Origin of the sequence: Pseudomonas sp. COW5, from assembly GCF_026240005.1 — a bacterium.
Lineage (GTDB): Bacteria > Pseudomonadota > Gammaproteobacteria > Pseudomonadales > Pseudomonadaceae > Aquipseudomonas > Aquipseudomonas kribbensis.
Map to the genome: position 1 here is coordinate 5,394,712 of NZ_JAPHVP010000001.1, position 16,537 is coordinate 5,411,248.

The window sequence follows — 16,537 nt, forward strand, 5'->3', positions numbered from 1 at the left end:
GGATCCGGGGAGTTCTTGACTGTATTCCCCCAAGAGCGCGGAACAGAACACCCGAAATCGAAAACGGCCCGAAGTGGGCCGTTTTTGTGTGTCTGCGGATAATCAGGCCCGCAACGTCCGCGTCATCCGCAACGCCAGCAGACTCCCGCCAACAATCACCCCCGCCAGCAGATACAGCGCCGCATCGGTCGAACCGGTGCTGTCCTTGACCCAACCCACAAGGTAAGGGCTCAAGAACCCCGCCATCTGCCCCATGGAGTTGATCAACGCCAGACCACCCGCCGCAGCACCCGCGCTCAACATCGCCGTCGGCACTGGCCAGAACATCGGCAAACCGGTCAGCGCGCCCATGGTCGCGATAGTCAAACCGAGAATCGCAATCGCCGGATTCGCCGCGAAGTTCACCGCGATCAACAGGCCGACAGCGCCCATCAACATCGGCACCACCAAATGCCAGCGGCGTTCTTTACGCAAATCCGCCGAACGACCGACCACCAGCATGAACACGGCGGCCAACAGATACGGAATCGCACTCAACCAGCCAATCACCAGGTTATCGCTGAAACCGAGGTTCTTGATGATCGACGGCAGCCAGAAGTTGATCGCGTACACGCCGCTCTGGATGCAGAAGTAGATCAGGCCGAAGGCCCAGATCGCCGGGTTCTTGAATACGGCGATCAGCGAATCGGAAGTGGTTTTCGGTTTATTGGCCAGGTCTTCGGCCTGATCCGCTTCCAGCACCGAACGCTCGTGCGGGGTCAGCCATTTGGCAGCGGCGAAGTTGTCGCTCAACAGGAAGTAGGCGAGTGCGCCGAGGATTACAGTCGGAATGCCTTGCAGCAGGAACATCCACTGCCAGCCAGCGAGGCCGCCTTGACCTGCGGCGAAGTGATTGAGGATCCAGCCGGAAAACGGGCTGCCGAGCAGGCCGGACACCGGGATCGCCGACATGAACAGCGCCATGATCCGCCCACGGCGGAAGGTCGGGAACCACTGCGAGAGATACAGCACAACGCCCGGAAAGAACCCGGCTTCAGCCGCACCGGTGAACAGGCGCAGAGTGTAGAACTGGGTCGGTGTGGTGACGAACAGCAGGCAGGTCGACAACGTGCCCCAGGTGATCATCATCAGCGCGATCCAGCGCCGTGGACCGAATCTGGTCAGCGCCAGGTTGCTCGGTACGCCGCACAGCACGTAGCCGATGAAGAAGATACCGGCACCGAGGCCGTACACGGTTTCGCTGAATTTCAGCGCGTCGAGCATCTGCAGTTTGGCGAATCCAACGTTGACCCGGTCGAGGTAGTTGAACAGGTAGCAGATGAAGATGAAGGGGATCAAACGCAGGGTGATGCGTTTGTAGACGGCATTTTTATCGTCAGCGATGGTCTGGGCGGCAGCGGCGCTCTGCGACATGGCGGCTCTCTCTTTATTATGATTTTTTGCGATGCAAAGGGTAACGTTGATCGCCCTGAGAGTCTCGGTCACCTTTGGCCGGATTGTCTTTGTGCCTGAGCACAGGGTTTGCCGGCAGACCCTGTGCGGGTGAACAACCGTCCGCGCCTGTTTTCAAGGATTTTCCCCTTATGTTCGAACTCGATCACGACCTCGCCCAGGACATCGTCGACCGGGCCATGGCCATTTTGCCCTACAACGTCAACGTCATGGACAGCCAGGGGCTGATCCTCGGCAGCGGCGAACCGGAGCGGATCAACACCCGCCACGAAGGCGCGCAACTGGTGCTGGCCAACGGGCGGGTGGTGGAGATCGATGCGCAGACCGCCGTGCATTTGAAAGGCGTGCAGCCGGGGATCAATCTGCCGTTGCTGCTCGATCAGCGTTTGATCGGCGTACTTGGCATTACCGGCGAGCCGGAGCAACTGCGCACTTACGCCGAACTGGTGCGCATGACGGCTGAAATGCTCGTTGGCCAGCGCAATCAGCAATCCGAGCAGCAGTGGCGGCGGCAACGCTGCGATGACTTGCTGGCGCTGCTGTTGAGCGAAGCGGGGGATTCGCCAAGGCTGGTCGACGAGGCCCAGCAGCTCGGGTTGAAACCGCAACTGACGCGGGTGCCATATCTGTTCGAACTGGGCCTGGAACACGGGCCGGGGCAAACCGTCGAGGCGCTGAGTGCCTGGCTGATGTCGCGCTATCCGGACAGTTGGTGCGTGAGTTCGGCCAAGTCGTCACTGCTGTGGTGCCGGCCGGCGAGCCAGAGCGTCGAGCATGATCGGCTGCTGGAAAAGCTCGATGGCCTGGGCTGGAACATCCTGCGCATTGCGGTCGGCGGGCAGGCCGATGGGCTGGCCGGGTTGCGCCGTTGTTATCGCCGGGTCGGCGACTTGCTCGCCTATGGCCGCGAAGTGCTGCCACGTTCACGCCTGCTGACCCTCAATCGCTATCGCTTGCCGGTGATGCTCTGGCGCCATCGCAACGATGATGCGCTGGATGAACTGCTCAAACCGCTGCGCAAAGTGATCGCCAAGGACAGCAACGGCCAGTTGCTCGCGACCCTGCGCAGCTGGTGCGATCACGACGGCCAGAGCCAGGCCTGCGCCGATGCCTTGGGAATTCACCGCAACAGCCTGCGCTACCGGATGGAGCGGATTGCCGAGTTGAGCGGGGTCGATCCGCTGAAGCTCGACGGGATGCTGGCGTTGTATCTCGGGGTGCAATTGCTGCCGCAGACTGACGATTTGTCGAAATGAACAATAAACGCCTACCCAACTTGTGCAGCGGACAGGCGTCAACGTTTGAAGCGACTGGCAGCATGAGGGGCATTGGAACTGGAGAATTCGCATGAAAATCGTCATCGCCCCCGATTCGTTCAAGGACAGCCTGAGTGCCCAAGGCGTTGCAGAAGCCATCGCGCTGGGCCTGGCGCAGGTCTGGCCGCATGCGACGCTGGTCAAATGCCCGATGGCCGACGGTGGCGAAGGCACGGTGGAGTCGATTCTCGACGCCTGTGAAGGCGAGTTGCGCCGCACTCGCGTGCGCGGCCCGTTGGGCGCGGCGGTCGAAGCCGCGTGGGGCTGGCTGCCGCACAACCACACTGCGATCATCGAAATGGCCGAGGCCAGCGGCCTGCAACTGGTGCCGCCGGGGCAGCGGGATGCGTGCATCAGCAGCACGTTTGGCACCGGTGAGTTGATCCGTGCAGCGCTGGACGCTGGTGCACAACGGGTGATTCTGGCCATCGGCGGCAGTGCCACCAATGACGGCGGCGCCGGGGCGATGCAGGCGCTGGGCGTGAAACTGCTGGACGCTCAAGGACAATCACTGGTGCCGGGTGGTCTGGCGCTGGCGCAACTCGCCAAACTTGATCTCAGCGAACTCGACCCGCGTCTGGCACAAGTGCGTTTCGACATCGCCGCCGACGTCAACAATCCGCTGTGTGGCCCCCACGGCGCCTCGGCAATCTTCGGCCCGCAGAAAGGCGCATCCCCTGCGCAAGTGCAGCAACTGGATCAAGCCCTCGGTCACTTTGCCGAACTCTGCGCACAAGCGCTGGGCAAGGATGTTCGGGACGAGCCGGGCAGCGGTGCAGCGGGCGGACTGGGTTTTGCCGCCAAAGCATTTCTCGGCGCACGGTTCCAGGCCGGGGTTGAAGTGGTCGCCGAATTGGTCGGGCTGGCCGATGCAGTGAAAGGCGCAGATCTGGTGATCACCGGCGAAGGGCGCTTCGACGCGCAGACCTTGCGCGGCAAAACCCCGTTCGGCGTCGCGCGGATCGCCAAGCAACACGGCGTCCCCGTGATCGTCATCGCCGGCACCTTGGGCGAGGGCTATCAAGCGCTCTACGAGCACGGCATCGACGCCGCTTTCGCCGTCACCAGCGGCCCGATGACGCTGGAACAAGCCTGCGCCGAAGCGCCGCGTCTGTTGCGCGAACGTGCCACGGACATTGCCCGCGTCTGGCGCATGGCGACTGCGGGCTGACCTGTCACCCATCATCTAAAACGCCGGGTGTTTCAATCGCGAAACACTCGCAATAATTTGAAAAATATTTGCGCTTTACCTGCAAAATTCCTCAAGCCTGGCCGATATAAAGATCAGGCGCGCACAAGACTTCCACAAACAGTGACGCCGGACTGAAGCCCGCCCTCGCGGGCCAGTGATTACGGCATGGATGCTCTTAGCTTCGACTTTCCGAGAGCCTTCCTATGTCCTTGCGTAATCTGAATATCGCGCCCCGTGCCTTCCTCGGTTTTGCCTTTATTGCCTTCTTGGTGATCGTGCTCGGCGTGTTCGCCGTCAACCGCATGTCGGTCATCCGCCAAGCGTCCGTCGAGATGCAGACCAATCAGTTGCCCAGCGTCGCTTACCTTGGCGTGGTGACGGAAAACGTCTTGCGCCTGCGCATTCTGTCGTTCCGCATTCTGGTCAACCGTGACGCCGCCGGCCTGCAGGAGGCACAGACCCGCATCGGCGTACTTGTCGACAAGGTGCGCAGTGCCCAGGCCGCCTACGCCGCATTGCCGGCGGAGAGTGAAGAGCGCGCACAGTACCAGGCCTTCGCGACGACGCTGGACAACTATCTGCAAGCGCAAAACCAGATGATGGAGTTGTCCCGTCAGGACAAGGTCGAGGACATGCGCACCCTGATCAACACCAAGATCAAGGACGGCACCGACCAGATGGGCGAGCAGCTCAACAAGCTGATTGCGATCAACGCCGCCGGTGCCAAAGACGCCTCGATCCAGGCCGGTGAGCATTACGACAGCGCCATCACCGGTGTGGTCATTGTGGCCGTCATCGCCGCTGTGGCTACCGTGCTGCTGGCCTTGATGCTGACCCGCAGCATCGTCACCCCGTTGAACCGTGCCGTGGCCGCCGCACAAACCATTGCGGGCGGCAACCTGACCAAAACCATCGAAGTCGACGGCAAGGACGAACCGGCGCGTCTGCTCGAAGCCTTGGCAGTGATGCAGACCAACCTGCGCAAGACCATCGAGCAGATTGCCGGTTCCGCCACGCAACTGGGCGCCGCTGCCGAAGAGCTCAGCGCCGTGACCGAAGAAGCCTCCCGTGGCCTGCAACAACAGAACGATGAAATCGAACAAGCCGCCACCGCCGTCAACGAAATGACCGCGGCGGTGGAAGAGGTTGCGCGCAATGCAGTTTCGACCTCCGAAGCCTCCAACCAATCGACTCACGCTGCCCGTGAAGGTCGCGATCAGGTTGTGAAAACCGTCGACGCGATCCAGACCATGACCCAGGACGTGCAAAACACCGCACAGATGATCGAAGGCCTCGCCGCACAGGGCCGCGACATCGGCAAGGTGCTGGACGTAATCCGCGCCATCGCCGAACAGACCAACTTGCTGGCGCTCAACGCCGCCATTGAAGCGGCCCGTGCCGGTGAAGCCGGGCGTGGTTTTGCCGTGGTGGCGGACGAGGTGCGTGCCCTGGCTCATCGCACCGCGCAATCGACCCAGGAAATCGAAAAAATGGTCGCCGGCATCCAGAACGGCACCGGTGAAGCGGTCGATTCGATGCAGCAAAGCAACCAGCGTACCCAGACAACCCTGGAAATGGCACGTGCCGCCGGCGTCGCGCTGGAGCAGATCACCCAATCGATTCACCAGATCAACGAGCGCAATCTGGTGATCGCCAGCGCGTCCGAAGAGCAGGCGCAGGTGTCCCGCGAGGTTGACCGCAACCTGGTGAATATCCGTGATCTGGCCACGCAATCGGCGGCCGGGGCCAACCAGACCAGCGCCGCGACCCACGAACTGTCGCGCCTGGCGGTGGATTTGAATGCGATGGTGGCGCGGTTTGTGATTTGAATGGCGGTTCAGGTCAATTGATATCAACCCTGATAAATTTCGCCATCGACTCCTGCGACGAGACGCCAGCACGGCTCACGATCCGATAATGCAACAGGTAAACGCCATTACCGATATTCACGAAGATCCAGCCCGGTAATGGCACGATTGTCTCTCCTTCGAGGTGGTTGATCAGCACTTCCATCACTACGGGTGCATTGGGCGGGCCGAAAAAGATTCTGACAGTGTCACCGTGTATATATCCGGAATGCCCCGGAATCCCGATCTGAACGACGTTGCAGTGTTTGTTGAGATATTCGGTGGTGACCCCGGCGCCGATAGTCGTTTCTTCCGGCACTATCGGTTCGTCCGGCGTTGCGCCATCAAGCGGTACGCGATCTTCAATGGTGATTATTGTCGGTTCTGACTCGTGCTGCGTCCCGTCGTCTGTGATCACTGTGATTCGAACTTCGCTGACGCCAACTGTCAGGTACTGCTGCGGCATTGTCAGTTTCAGAGGGAATGTGATCAGGCCAGGGAACTGCCACTGTCCGACCACCTGCCAGATTCCGCCAGGTGGCTTGAACCACAGTTGAACCACGTCCGTCTGCCCACCCACTGCGGAGCCCGGCCACGGACGAGGTACTTCCAGCCATAGGTCAAACAGTCTGGCCCAGTTTGGCAGCAGATTGATCTGTGGATAGACCGGGGCGTTCGACGGACCCGAACTGGGAAGTGCGTGAGTGATTTTCAACGCCTGAATCGTAGCCATATCCTTATCTCCGGAAAGTGCGGCCTGTGGTTTCTGGGCATCACAGACTCAGGGGCAATTAAACTGCTGCGCGAGATTCCTCGATACTGTCAAACCTGACAGGTAGCAGCGCCGGAAAGTGGCGCGTTTCTTGATTTGAGATAGGGTGAAGGCTGGAGACCGCGCAATCAGGAGACGTACATGCGCTATTCAGCCTTGACCCAACGAATCGCCGGGGAGGGAGCAGCGGCCTGGCGGATTCACGACCGAGCGCTGGAGCTGCGCGCCGAAGGGGTCGATGTATTGCTGCTGTCGGTGGGTGATCCGGATTTCGATACGCCGTTGCCGATCATCCACGGCGCCATCGACAGCCTGTTGGCGGGCGATACCCATTATTCCGAAGTGCGCGGCCGCCTGGAGCTGCGCAAGCGGATCGCCGAGCGCCATCGGCGAAAAAGCGGCCAGGACGTGGACGCTGACCATGTGATTGTGCTGCCGGGCGCGCAATGCGCGGTGTATTCGGTGGCGCAATGTCTGCTCGATCCGGGCGATGAAGTCATCGTCGCCGAGCCCATGTACGTTACCTACGAAGGCGTGTTTGGCGCTTGCGGCGCGACCGTGGTGCCAGTGCCGGTTCGTCCGGAAAACGGCTTTCGTGTCGATCCGGTGGATGTCGCGGCGCGCATCACCCCGAAGACTCGGGCCATGCTGCTCAACAGTCCCAACAATCCTTCCGGCGCCAGTCTGTCGTTGCTGATCTGGCAGGAGCTGGCAGCGCTGTGCATCCGTCATGACCTGTGGCTGATCAGCGATGAGGTCTACAGCGAATTGTTATACGAAGGCGAGCACGTCAGCCCGGCGAGCCTGCCGGGCATGGCCGAGCGCACGGCGACCATCAACAGCTTGTCCAAATCCCACGCCATGACCGGGTGGCGCATCGGCTGGATGATCGGGCCCAAGCCGTTGGCCGAGCATCTGGTGAATCTGTCGTTGAGCATGCTGTTCGGTCTCCCGGACTTTGTGCAGAAAGCCGCACAGATCGCGCTGGAGAAGGATTTGCCGGAGGTGACGCAGATGCGCGAGGAATACCGGTTGCGCCGGGATCTGGTGTGCGAGCGGTTGCGCGGCTGTCCGGGTTTGTACCCGATCAGGCCGGATGGCGGGATGTTCGTGATGGTCGATGTGCGCCAGACCGGGATCGGCGCGCAGGGTTTTGCCGAACGGCTGCTGGAAGGGTATGGGGTTTCGGTGCTGGCCGGTGAAGCGTTCGGGCCCAGTGCGGCGGGGCATATTCGCATCGGGCTGGTGGTGGATCGGGTGAAGCTGGCGGATGCGTGTTCGCGGATTGCCTTGTGCGCTGCGCAGCTTCTGCAAGTGCGCAGCGCCTGAAAAATGTGTATTACCTTGACCGGCCCCATCGCTGGCAAGCCAGCTCCCACAGTGGCCGTGTCGTCCACAAAATCTGTGCACGCCAGAAAACCTGTGGGAGCGGCGGTGCGACGATTCGACTTGCCCGCGAAGACGACCTGACAGGCGCTGAAGATTTCAGCCTTGCCAAGCTGATGAATTCACCAGATTCATCGGCCTCTCCCCACCCAGCGCCGCCAACAGATTCTCCACCGCACACCGCGCCATGGCCTCGCGCGTTTCATGGGTCGCCGACCCCATGTGCGGTGTCGCCACCACGTTGTTCAACTGCAACAACGGCGAGTCGTGATTCAACGGTTCACGCTCGAACACATCCAGCCCCGCCGCGCGAATCCGGTTATGGCGCAAGGTGTCGATCATCGCTGCCTCATCCACTACCTTGCCTCTGGAGATGTTGATGAAGATGCTTTCCGGGCGCATTAGTGCAAACTGCTCGGCGCCAATCAAACCCTCGGTCTGTGCGGTCAGTGGCAACGTGAGGCAAATGAAATCCGCCTGCCGCAGCAGTTCCTCCAGACTGCGGTACTGCGCATCGAAACGCGCTTCGACTGCCGGTTTGCGCGACTGACTGTGATAGATCACCGGCATGCCAAATCCGAAATGCCCGCGCTGCGCCAACGCCTCGCCGATCCGACCCATGCCGATGATGCCCAGCGTCTTGCCGTGCACGTCGGTGCCGAAATGCGCCGGGCCGATGCTGCGGTGCCAGTGGCCGCCGCGCACCATGTTCGCCAGTTCAACCACGCGCCGGGCGGTGGCCAGGATCAGGGCGAAACCGGTGTCGGCGGTGGTTTCGGTGAGCACGTCCGGGGTGTTGGTCAGCAGAATCCGGCGCCGGGTCAGGTAGTCGATGTCGTAGTTGTCGACGCCCACCGAGACGCTGGAAATCGCTTCAAGCTTCGGCGCCAGATCGAGCAGCGCCGCATCCAGTTTCAGGCTGGCACCGAGCAACCCGTGGGCGCCGGGCAGGGCGTCGCGCAGTTTCATCAGGCCGGTGGCGTCGAGGCTGTCGATCAGCGTCACATCGACCTGTTCCTCAAGGCGCGCCATCAACGCCGGCGACAGTTTCTTGTACAGCACAACCTGCTTTTTCATTGCAGTCATCTCTCTATCAATTCAGGAATGGGCCGGCAGCGGACGCGGTGCGACGCGCTTGGCCGTCACCCGGTCGCTGGCGCCGGGCTTGAGAAAAATCGTCAGCACCACGGAGAGCAGCAACGCGCCACTCATCAACAGGTACGAAGCGCCGGGCGAACCGGTGGCGCTGTTCAGGTAACCGACCAGATACGAGCCGCCAAACGAACCGAGGGCGCCCATGCTGTTGATCAGCGCCATGGCGCCACCGGCAACGTTGGCCGGCAGGATCTCCGGGACGATGGCGAAGAACGGGCCGTAAGGTGCGTACATGCAGGCGCCGGCGATCACCAGCAGCGTGTACGACCACCAGAAATGCTCGGCGCCCAAGGCGTAGGAGCCGTAGAACGCCACCGAGGCAATCAGAAGTGGCGGCCAGACGAAGCGTTTGCGTTTTTGCAGTTTGTCCGAGCCCCAGGACACCAGCAGCATGCCGATCACTGCCGCGAGATAAGGCAACGCCGACAGCCAGCCGGCCTCGATCATGTCCATTTGCGCGCCGGCCTTGAGGATTGACGGCAACCACAGCACGAAGCCGTAGACGCCGATGCTCCAGCAGAAGAATTGCAGCGCCAGAATGATCACCTTCGGCGAACGGAAGGCTTCGGCGTAGTTCTTCACCGCTTTGATGCCGACCTGTTCGGCGGCGAGGGCGCTCTCAAGATCGTGCTTTTCCCGGTCGCTGAGCCACTTGGCCTGGGCCGGACGATCATCGGCGAGCTTCCACCAGATAAACGCCCAGAGAACCGCCGGCAGCCCTTCGATGATGAACATCCAGCGCCAGCTGAAATGCTGCACGAGATAGCCCGAAACCACCGACATCCACAACATGGTCACCGGGTTGCCGAGGATCAGGAAGGTGTTGGCCCTCGAGCGTTCGGCGCGGGTGAACCAGTGGCACAGGTACACCAGCATTGCCGGCATCACCGCGGCTTCGACCACGCCGAGCATGAAGCGGATGACGATCAGCCAATAGGCGTTGGAGACGACGCCGGTCAACGTGGCAAGCCCGCCCCAGAGGATCAGGCTGACGAAGATCAGCTTCTTGACGCTGTGCTTTTGCGCGTAGATCGCGCCGGGCACCTGGAAGAAAAAGTACCCGAGGAAGAACAGCGCGCCAAGCAGCGAGGACAGGCCCGGGGTGATCATCAGGTCTGCGGCCATTCCGGAGGCGGCGGCGAAGCCGTAGTTGGCACGGTCGAGGTACGCCAGGCTGTAGGTGATGAACACGATCGGCATGATGTACCACCAGCGGCGGGTGGCGAGGGTTGCGGTTTTCATGGTCTTGCTCCTGAGCTTGTTGTTTTTGTCGCAGCAGGTTCAAAAATTGTTGCGTCTGTTACGCGCCCTTCGCGAGCAAGCTCGCTCCCACAGTGTCCGTGGCGTACACAAGACTTGTGGGAGCTGGCTTGCCAGCGATGGCGGCCTCGAATTCAGCGGTGAGTTCGGATCGGGTCGGCAGTCCTTCCATGTCGCCACGGCTCTGCACCGCCCGGCTGCCAATCCAGTTGGCGCGTCTGACGGCTTCGGGAAAACTCAGGTGCTCCAGCAGGGCACTGATCATCCCCACCGCAAATCCGTCCCCGGCGCCGACCGTATCGACCACAGTCTCGACCGGCACCCCGGCGACAAACCCCTGATCCAGATGCGTGCGGTAATACGCGCCCTGCGGCCCGAGCTTGATTGCCACGGCTTCGGCACCCTGATCGAGATAGAACGCAGCAATATCCGCCGGATCTTCAAACCCGGTCAGCAACCGGCCTTCGCTCAACCCCGGCAGCACCCAGTGGGCGAGGGCGGCGAGGCGGTTGATCTCGGTGATCATCTCCCGTTCGCTGGCCCACAGGCTCGGGCGCAGGTTCGGGTCGAATGACACGCTGCGCCCGGCGTTGCGCATGCGGGTCATCAGTTCACGGGACATTTCCCGGGCCGAGGCGGACAGCGCCGGGGGAATGCCGGTGGCGTGCAGATGTCGGGCGCCGAGCAGTGTCGGGGTGATCGACTGCGGCGACAGGTGACTGGCTGCCGAGCCACGACGGAAATATTCGACCGTCGGATCGCTGCCGTCATCGTTGCGGGATTTGAGCTGGAAACCGGTCGGGTGCGCCGGGTCAACTTCGACATGGCTGCAATCCAGACCTTCCCGATGCAGCGTTTCGACCACGAAACGACCCAGCGAGTCAGCGCCAACCCGGCTCAACCACGCAACGTTGAAGCCCAGGCGCGACAATCCGATGGCGACATTGCTGTCCGCCCCGGCAATCCGCCTGTGGAACTGGTCGACAAATGCCAGATCACCGCATTGTTCGGCGACAAACATCGCCATGGTTTCGCCGAACGACAGAATATCGATCTCAGACATGAGCAGGCTCCAGGCAGGATTGGCCGAGGCGGGCGAGGGCGGCGACGTGTTCGGTAGTGAGTTGCACCAGGTCATCGCCCTGCAACGGGTATTCGGCGGCGCGCATGACCCCTTGGGCCATGTGCCGCAGCAGTTGTTCCCACAGATGCAGGTCAGTGGCGGCGGGCGGTACGGCTATCAATTTGCCGTCGGCGCGGCGTGCCACGGCTTTGCAATGCACGTACCCGACATGCCGGCCCAGCAGTCGTGCGGCGCTGGCGGCGGACTGGTCTTGCCACTGCCAGTTGCCGATATCGAAGGTCATCTTGATTGGCAGGTTGTGCTGCTCGACGGCGGCGAAGAAACACTGGAACGGTTCGATGCGACCACCGTGCAGGGTCTGGTCGTTCTCCACCAGCAGTTGCACCGGGCTTTGCGCAAGGATTTGCGCCAGCGTCTGCAGATCGTTGTTGTCGGTGAAGAAACCAAGGGAAACCTTCAGCCACTTCGAACCGAACGCTTCGGCGTTTTGCAGTGCAGTGATGAGTTCGGGATTGGGCCGCGACTGACCGGCCAGCCACAGCTCGGTGGGCGAGGAGTAGATGCTTTGCAGGCCTTGAGCTTGTGTGGCAACGGCGAGTTGTCCGGGGACTTCGTTGGTCAGCAGCTCTTCGCGCCATTCGATGCGATTGGCGCCGGCAGTGGCCAGCACCTCGATGAACGAGCCTTGGCCACGACGACGAACCAGGTCGGCGCCGTAGCTGGACAGGCTGATGGAAATGGCAGGTTTATTCATTGTTATCTACCTCTGAAACCGGTTTCATTTTTGTTCAAAAAAATTTGGGTGGCCCCGTAGGGCCTTATTCCGCCTTACTGCACGTCGAACCACGCTCGACCAGCACCGGAGCAAAATCCACGGTTCGCGCCGCTTCATCATTCCCACGTAAACGCTTGAGCAAGCATTCAAATGCCTGTGCCCCAATCTCGGCGGTTGGCTGGGCGAGGGCAGTAATCCCGCTACCCACTAACGGATACCAATCCAGATCATCCAGCGCGATCAGCCCGACATCCTCGAACAGCCGGCAGCCAATCTCGCGCAAGGCCAAGGTGCAAGCCAGCGCTGCCACGCCATTGGCGCAGAACAGGGCTTTCGGGCCCGAATCTGGTGTGTTCAAAAAGGTTTGAAGGTCGTTCGCAAGGCTTGGACCGGTTTCCAGCACCGCGCCACGCATGTCTTTGCGCTGGCCAATCTGCTGCTGAAAACTGCTGACCCGCTCGATCCGTGAACTGGTGCCGTCGTAAGGTTCAGTCACCAGTAGTACATCGCGATAGCCACGCTGCTGAAGATGTTCCAGAGCCATCTCAATGGCTTGCGGGTTGTTCAGCCCGACCATGTCGCTGTCGAGCCCGTCGACCTTGCGATCCACCAGCACCAGCGGCATTTCCCGCTTCAACTCATCCAGTTCATCCCGGTGATGGCCCAGGGTGTTCACGATCAGCCCTTCGATGTTGTACGAGCGCAACAGCGCCAGGTGCTGGCGTTCCTGCTCGTCATCGCGGTCGGTGTTGCACACCACCAGGCTATAGCCGTGCTGGCGGCAGGCGGTTTCCACCCCGTGCATCACGGCAATCGAATAAGGGTTGCGGATATCGGCCACCAGCATGCCGATCAGGCGGGTGCGACCACGCTTCAAGCCTCGGGCCATCTGATTGGGGCGATAGCCAAGTTCGGCAATGGACTGCTCGATGCGCTGCGCAATGGCATCGGAGAGCAGGGCACGGTCATCGCCGATAAAGCGCGAAACGCTGGCCTTGGACACGCCAGCGTGCTCGGCGACGTCGAGCATGGTCACGCGGCTGCGCTGGGCGGCGGAGAAATCGTTCATGTAGGTGGGCCTTGTTTTTATGTCATGAAACCGGTTTCAGGAAACCTCATCAGCCGCGCTACGTCAACCGGGATATTCAGCGAGTGGTCAGAAGAAATCTGACAGACGGTAGTTTTACCTGTCAGATCTGACAGTAGGCCGATACCGAGAACTGGCGCCTAATTGATTCCAGCGCAGGCTTGGCAATCGATGGGAAATGACCATGTCCAACAACATTCTGGTTTACGACGCTCCCAAAATACAAGGAATGTCCGATAACGATGTTTTGATCCCGTCTGATCTCTTGAAGAACGGCATGAATGTCGTTATTCCAGTTTGGCCACAACAGTCACCTGCCGGTAATCAGGACACGCTTATCGTCCGGCTTACTCGAAATGGCATCGAAGAATTCAAATCTACAACTCAATACACAACACCGATTACCTTGCCCGAGATCATTATTCACATCGGGCCTCAGTATTTGGTCAATGACGGTGACGTACAGCTTTCCTACGAGACGCTTAACTATGTAGGTAACCCACATCCGTCTATAGTTCGGTCCTTGACCATTGACCATACGCCGGTTCCCGTAGATCTCATGCGGCCAGGTTTTCCCAAGGCAGACATTTGGGGACAGTTCCACTGTGATACTCAGCCCGCGATCTGGTTTGGAGTGGAAGTTGAAGTTCCACCACTGCCAACGTTTTGCAGGATTGGGGATACTTGCACTGTCGAGTGGTTTGGTTATTTAAGTCCGAATGCCAGCGGAGCGGTTATTCCGGGGACCTATAAAAAAATCGACAAGCCAATATTGACCAACCAGGAAATCGCCCTCGGGTTCACTGTCACGGTACAACCGTATGTGCCTCACATTAAACCTATGGAGAAAAACGCTTCGGCCAAGGCCAAGTACTCAATCTATCGTGGTCCGAAGTTGCTTGGCTCTTCTCTGGATGGGGTAGTAAAGATTGATCGATATCCGGCGGGTTCAACTCAACCGTGCGGTCCTTGATTGTGTTGGAACCAGGTTTACCCCTATGCACCGACTTTCACGGCGAGTGGGCGAGGTGCTTTTATGTAAGAGAGATGGAGATCATGGCATGAACACAAAAGTGACAAATACAGCAATGGCCCAACAAGTTTCGCTGCAGGGTGGCGGCATTGTTTTACTGGATGGCGCGACGATTGATGGGCAGATTCCCGGTGATGGACGTATTCTGGTTTCGAAACTTAACGCACCTTTGGGCTATACAATTCCTCAGCCACCCCAGGAGTTTCCCCGGGATCTGCTGACCGTTTACATAGTGGTACAAGGTAATCCGACTAAAATTCCGCTTATGACGGGACACCCGCTGGGACCCATTGCGGACCGCGATTGGTCCAAGGAGTTTTTTATTCCGGTAGCTGAACTCAAGGAATTGCCAACTCCGGAGGCGCCCACTGTTTACGAATTGATTTACGAGTTTATTGCCAATGGTGCCAACCCGAGTCCGCCCGCCAGCACTGAATACCGCATCGACAGGACAGCCCCCTACCGAGTCAAAAACCCACCGTCCAATCTTTCGCCGTCTGCGATCTCATTTCCCACAGACCTGCCACCTTCGCAAAAAATTGACGATACCTATCTGGGTCTACACCCAAACGGTATCGACATCACAATCACTCTGGCTGCCAACTATGACCCAACAGACGTTTGTGATATCTACTTTGGCAATCCGTCTGATCCGGCGTATGCCACACCAGTCATGACCAACGTAGCGATACCTGCGACCGGTATCATCAACATCCCGCTCGCCATCCTTCAGGGCCTGAATGAAGGATTGAATACAATAACCGTCATATACAAGGACTTGGCAGGCAACATCAGTCTTCGCTCCAAACCCGAGCAGCGTACCGTCGAACGTTTGGCCCCGCCTGTTCCCCTGGAACCTGTTGTTCCGCTGGCAGATGGAACAGGAGGGGACGACCTGATTGACGTTGCGGACTGTGTAACCGGGGTGACCGTCGAAGTTACAGTGCCACTGCCCAGCACACCGACTGATTCCATCAGGTGTTATTGGGGGAATACCCTGCTTGTTCCTGAGAAACCTGTTGGTAACAACACGTTATTGGTTTTTGACGTGGATTACTCAGTCATCAAGGCTGAATACGGCGTGACGGATGTCGATGTCCCAACAACCGCAAGATATGAAATGTTTCGACAAGGAGTCCTCGCGCCCATTGCAACACACAGTACGTCTTTCAAGGTCAATATCTACCAGCCTGGCGGCCCGAATCCCGACGAACCCAGTGACGTCAATCCGAACTTTAAAAAGCCTCGATTGGTGTCTTCTCAAGGTGTCGACAATAAGCTGGACGATAACGACCACGGCAACAATGCGGATATCTTCGTTGAGCTGTTAGCCACACCCCCGGCGGCATCCGGTCAATTCATCAGGTGTTTTTATGACGGTGTAGCGCTCACGCCTGATTATTATTTGTCGCCGGGAGATGAAGGCAAGGATATCAAGATGGCCGAAGTTCCATGGTCCCTCATTGAACTGAAGCCAAACGGGACCATTCCGATAAAATGGACGCTCTTCGAAGTGCAGGGCCCCAACCCGGTTTCTTCATTGGATGAAGACGTTGATGTCGATATCACCAAGATCGACTTGCCGAAACCCGTGGTCGACGGTCTCATCTTTGACAATATCTCTTGTCCGACACTGAACTTCGTACCGCCTGGAGATGGTACAAGTCGACGAAATCTGAAAGTTTTGGTTCCTTTCAGTCCTTCAATGGTGACCGGGCGCGACGTGGAATTGACCTGGGAAGGCTTCACTGATCAGAACACGAGTAACCCGATTGCGGGAACAAAAGTATCGGTCACACTCCCAGTTCCAAATCCTGCACCTGCAACCGGTATGGAGTTCTTCATCGGTGATTACTTGAAGGAGCTGAAGCCTGTGTCGGACGGATACGGAAAACTGTTTTACACGATTTCGACTGTTACACCAGAGTCCGAGCCTGCCGTCCACTTTGTATTCCTGGAGGATAACAATGGCGACTATTGCGAAGTCGCCAATCCGCTTCCTTGATCGTGTCTTCACGCTCTCGGGGGGTATGAATTCGATTTCATGCCCCCTGAGTGTTTGAATGCGCAACGAAGTCTGATCGTCCATACCGGGCGATTTATCGCCAGCGAGAAAAGGATAAGTCCTACATAAAAAAACGTAGTTGCTCGGTAGTCTTGCGCCCCTTCAAAAACGAG

At 59.3% G+C, this 16,537-nt stretch carries 13 protein-coding genes; 6 read left to right on the forward strand and 7 right to left on the reverse strand.

The genetic code is table 11. The features are described from left to right. Nucleotides 1-102: 102 nt before the first annotated feature. A complete protein-coding gene (locus OQ248_RS24665) occupies nt 103-1,413 on the reverse strand; it encodes an MFS transporter (protein WP_085710014.1) in 1,311 nt (436 codons plus the stop codon). Between the two features lie 170 nt (nt 1,414-1,583). Here OQ248_RS24665 and OQ248_RS24670 point away from each other — a divergent pair, with 170 nt between their 5' ends. The 3 genes from OQ248_RS24670 (at nt 1,584) to OQ248_RS24680 (ending at nt 5,789) form a co-directional block, all read left to right on the forward strand. Further along, nucleotides 1,584-2,708, forward strand: a complete 1,125-nt coding sequence (locus tag OQ248_RS24670) for a sugar diacid recognition domain-containing protein (protein WP_265814356.1) — start codon at nt 1,584-1,586, stop codon at nt 2,706-2,708. 91 nt (nt 2,709-2,799) lie between these two features. Continuing rightward, nucleotides 2,800-3,939, forward strand: a complete 1,140-nt coding sequence (locus tag OQ248_RS24675; RefSeq protein ID WP_265814357.1) for a glycerate kinase — start codon at nt 2,800-2,802, stop codon at nt 3,937-3,939. A 224-nt stretch (nt 3,940-4,163) separates the two neighbouring features. Continuing rightward, a complete protein-coding gene (locus OQ248_RS24680) occupies nt 4,164-5,789 on the forward strand; it encodes a methyl-accepting chemotaxis protein (protein ID WP_265814358.1) in 1,626 nt (541 codons plus the stop codon). A gap of 13 nt (nt 5,790-5,802) precedes the next feature. On the opposite strand, the gene OQ248_RS24685 is transcribed toward OQ248_RS24680, so the two are convergent. Continuing rightward, nucleotides 5,803-6,540 carry a hypothetical protein gene (locus OQ248_RS24685; protein WP_265814359.1) on the reverse strand — a complete coding sequence of 246 codons (738 nt, stop codon included), beginning with the start codon at nt 6,538-6,540 and terminating at the stop codon, nt 5,803-5,805. Nucleotides 6,541-6,720: 180 nt separating this feature from the next. Between OQ248_RS24685 and OQ248_RS24690 the strand changes: the two genes are divergently transcribed. Then, nucleotides 6,721-7,908: a pyridoxal phosphate-dependent aminotransferase gene (locus tag OQ248_RS24690; RefSeq protein WP_265814360.1), complete on the forward strand. Its 1,188-nt coding sequence runs from the start codon at nt 6,721-6,723 to the stop codon at nt 7,906-7,908. Between the two features lie 156 nt (nt 7,909-8,064). Here OQ248_RS24690 and OQ248_RS24695 read toward each other — a convergent pair whose 3' ends face one another. The 5 genes from OQ248_RS24695 to OQ248_RS24715 all read right to left on the reverse strand — a co-directional run bounded on the left by OQ248_RS24695 (nt 8,065) and on the right by OQ248_RS24715 (nt 13,308). After that, complete coding sequence (locus OQ248_RS24695; RefSeq protein ID WP_265814361.1) at nt 8,065-9,042, reverse strand: D-glycerate dehydrogenase; 978 nt, start codon at nt 9,040-9,042, stop codon at nt 8,065-8,067. A gap of 21 nt (nt 9,043-9,063) precedes the next feature. Next, nucleotides 9,064-10,362, reverse strand: a complete 1,299-nt coding sequence (locus tag OQ248_RS24700) for an MFS transporter (protein ID WP_265814362.1) — start codon at nt 10,360-10,362, stop codon at nt 9,064-9,066. A 58-nt stretch (nt 10,363-10,420) separates the two neighbouring features. Continuing rightward, entirely contained in the window at nt 10,421-11,443 is a 1,023-nt protein-coding gene (locus OQ248_RS24705; RefSeq protein ID WP_265814363.1) for a sugar kinase, read from the reverse strand. Then, a complete protein-coding gene (locus OQ248_RS24710; protein WP_265814364.1) occupies nt 11,436-12,218 on the reverse strand; it encodes an AP endonuclease in 783 nt (260 codons plus the stop codon). The genes OQ248_RS24705 and OQ248_RS24710 overlap by 8 nt, the downstream gene beginning before the upstream one ends. 64 nt (nt 12,219-12,282) lie before the next feature. Beyond that, nucleotides 12,283-13,308 (reverse strand): LacI family DNA-binding transcriptional regulator, encoded by a 1,026-nt coding sequence (locus OQ248_RS24715; RefSeq protein WP_265814365.1) that lies wholly within the window; start codon nt 13,306-13,308, stop codon nt 12,283-12,285. Nucleotides 13,309-13,510: 202 nt separating this feature from the next. Here OQ248_RS24715 and OQ248_RS24720 point away from each other — a divergent pair, with 202 nt between their 5' ends. Both OQ248_RS24720 and OQ248_RS24725 read left to right on the forward strand, forming a co-directional pair. Then, entirely contained in the window at nt 13,511-14,299 is a 789-nt protein-coding gene (locus tag OQ248_RS24720; protein WP_265814366.1) for a hypothetical protein, read from the forward strand. 88 nt (nt 14,300-14,387) lie between these two features. After that, nucleotides 14,388-16,364: a hypothetical protein gene (locus OQ248_RS24725; RefSeq protein WP_265814367.1), complete on the forward strand. Its 1,977-nt coding sequence runs from the start codon at nt 14,388-14,390 to the stop codon at nt 16,362-16,364. The last annotated feature ends 173 nt before the right edge of the window (nt 16,365-16,537 follow it).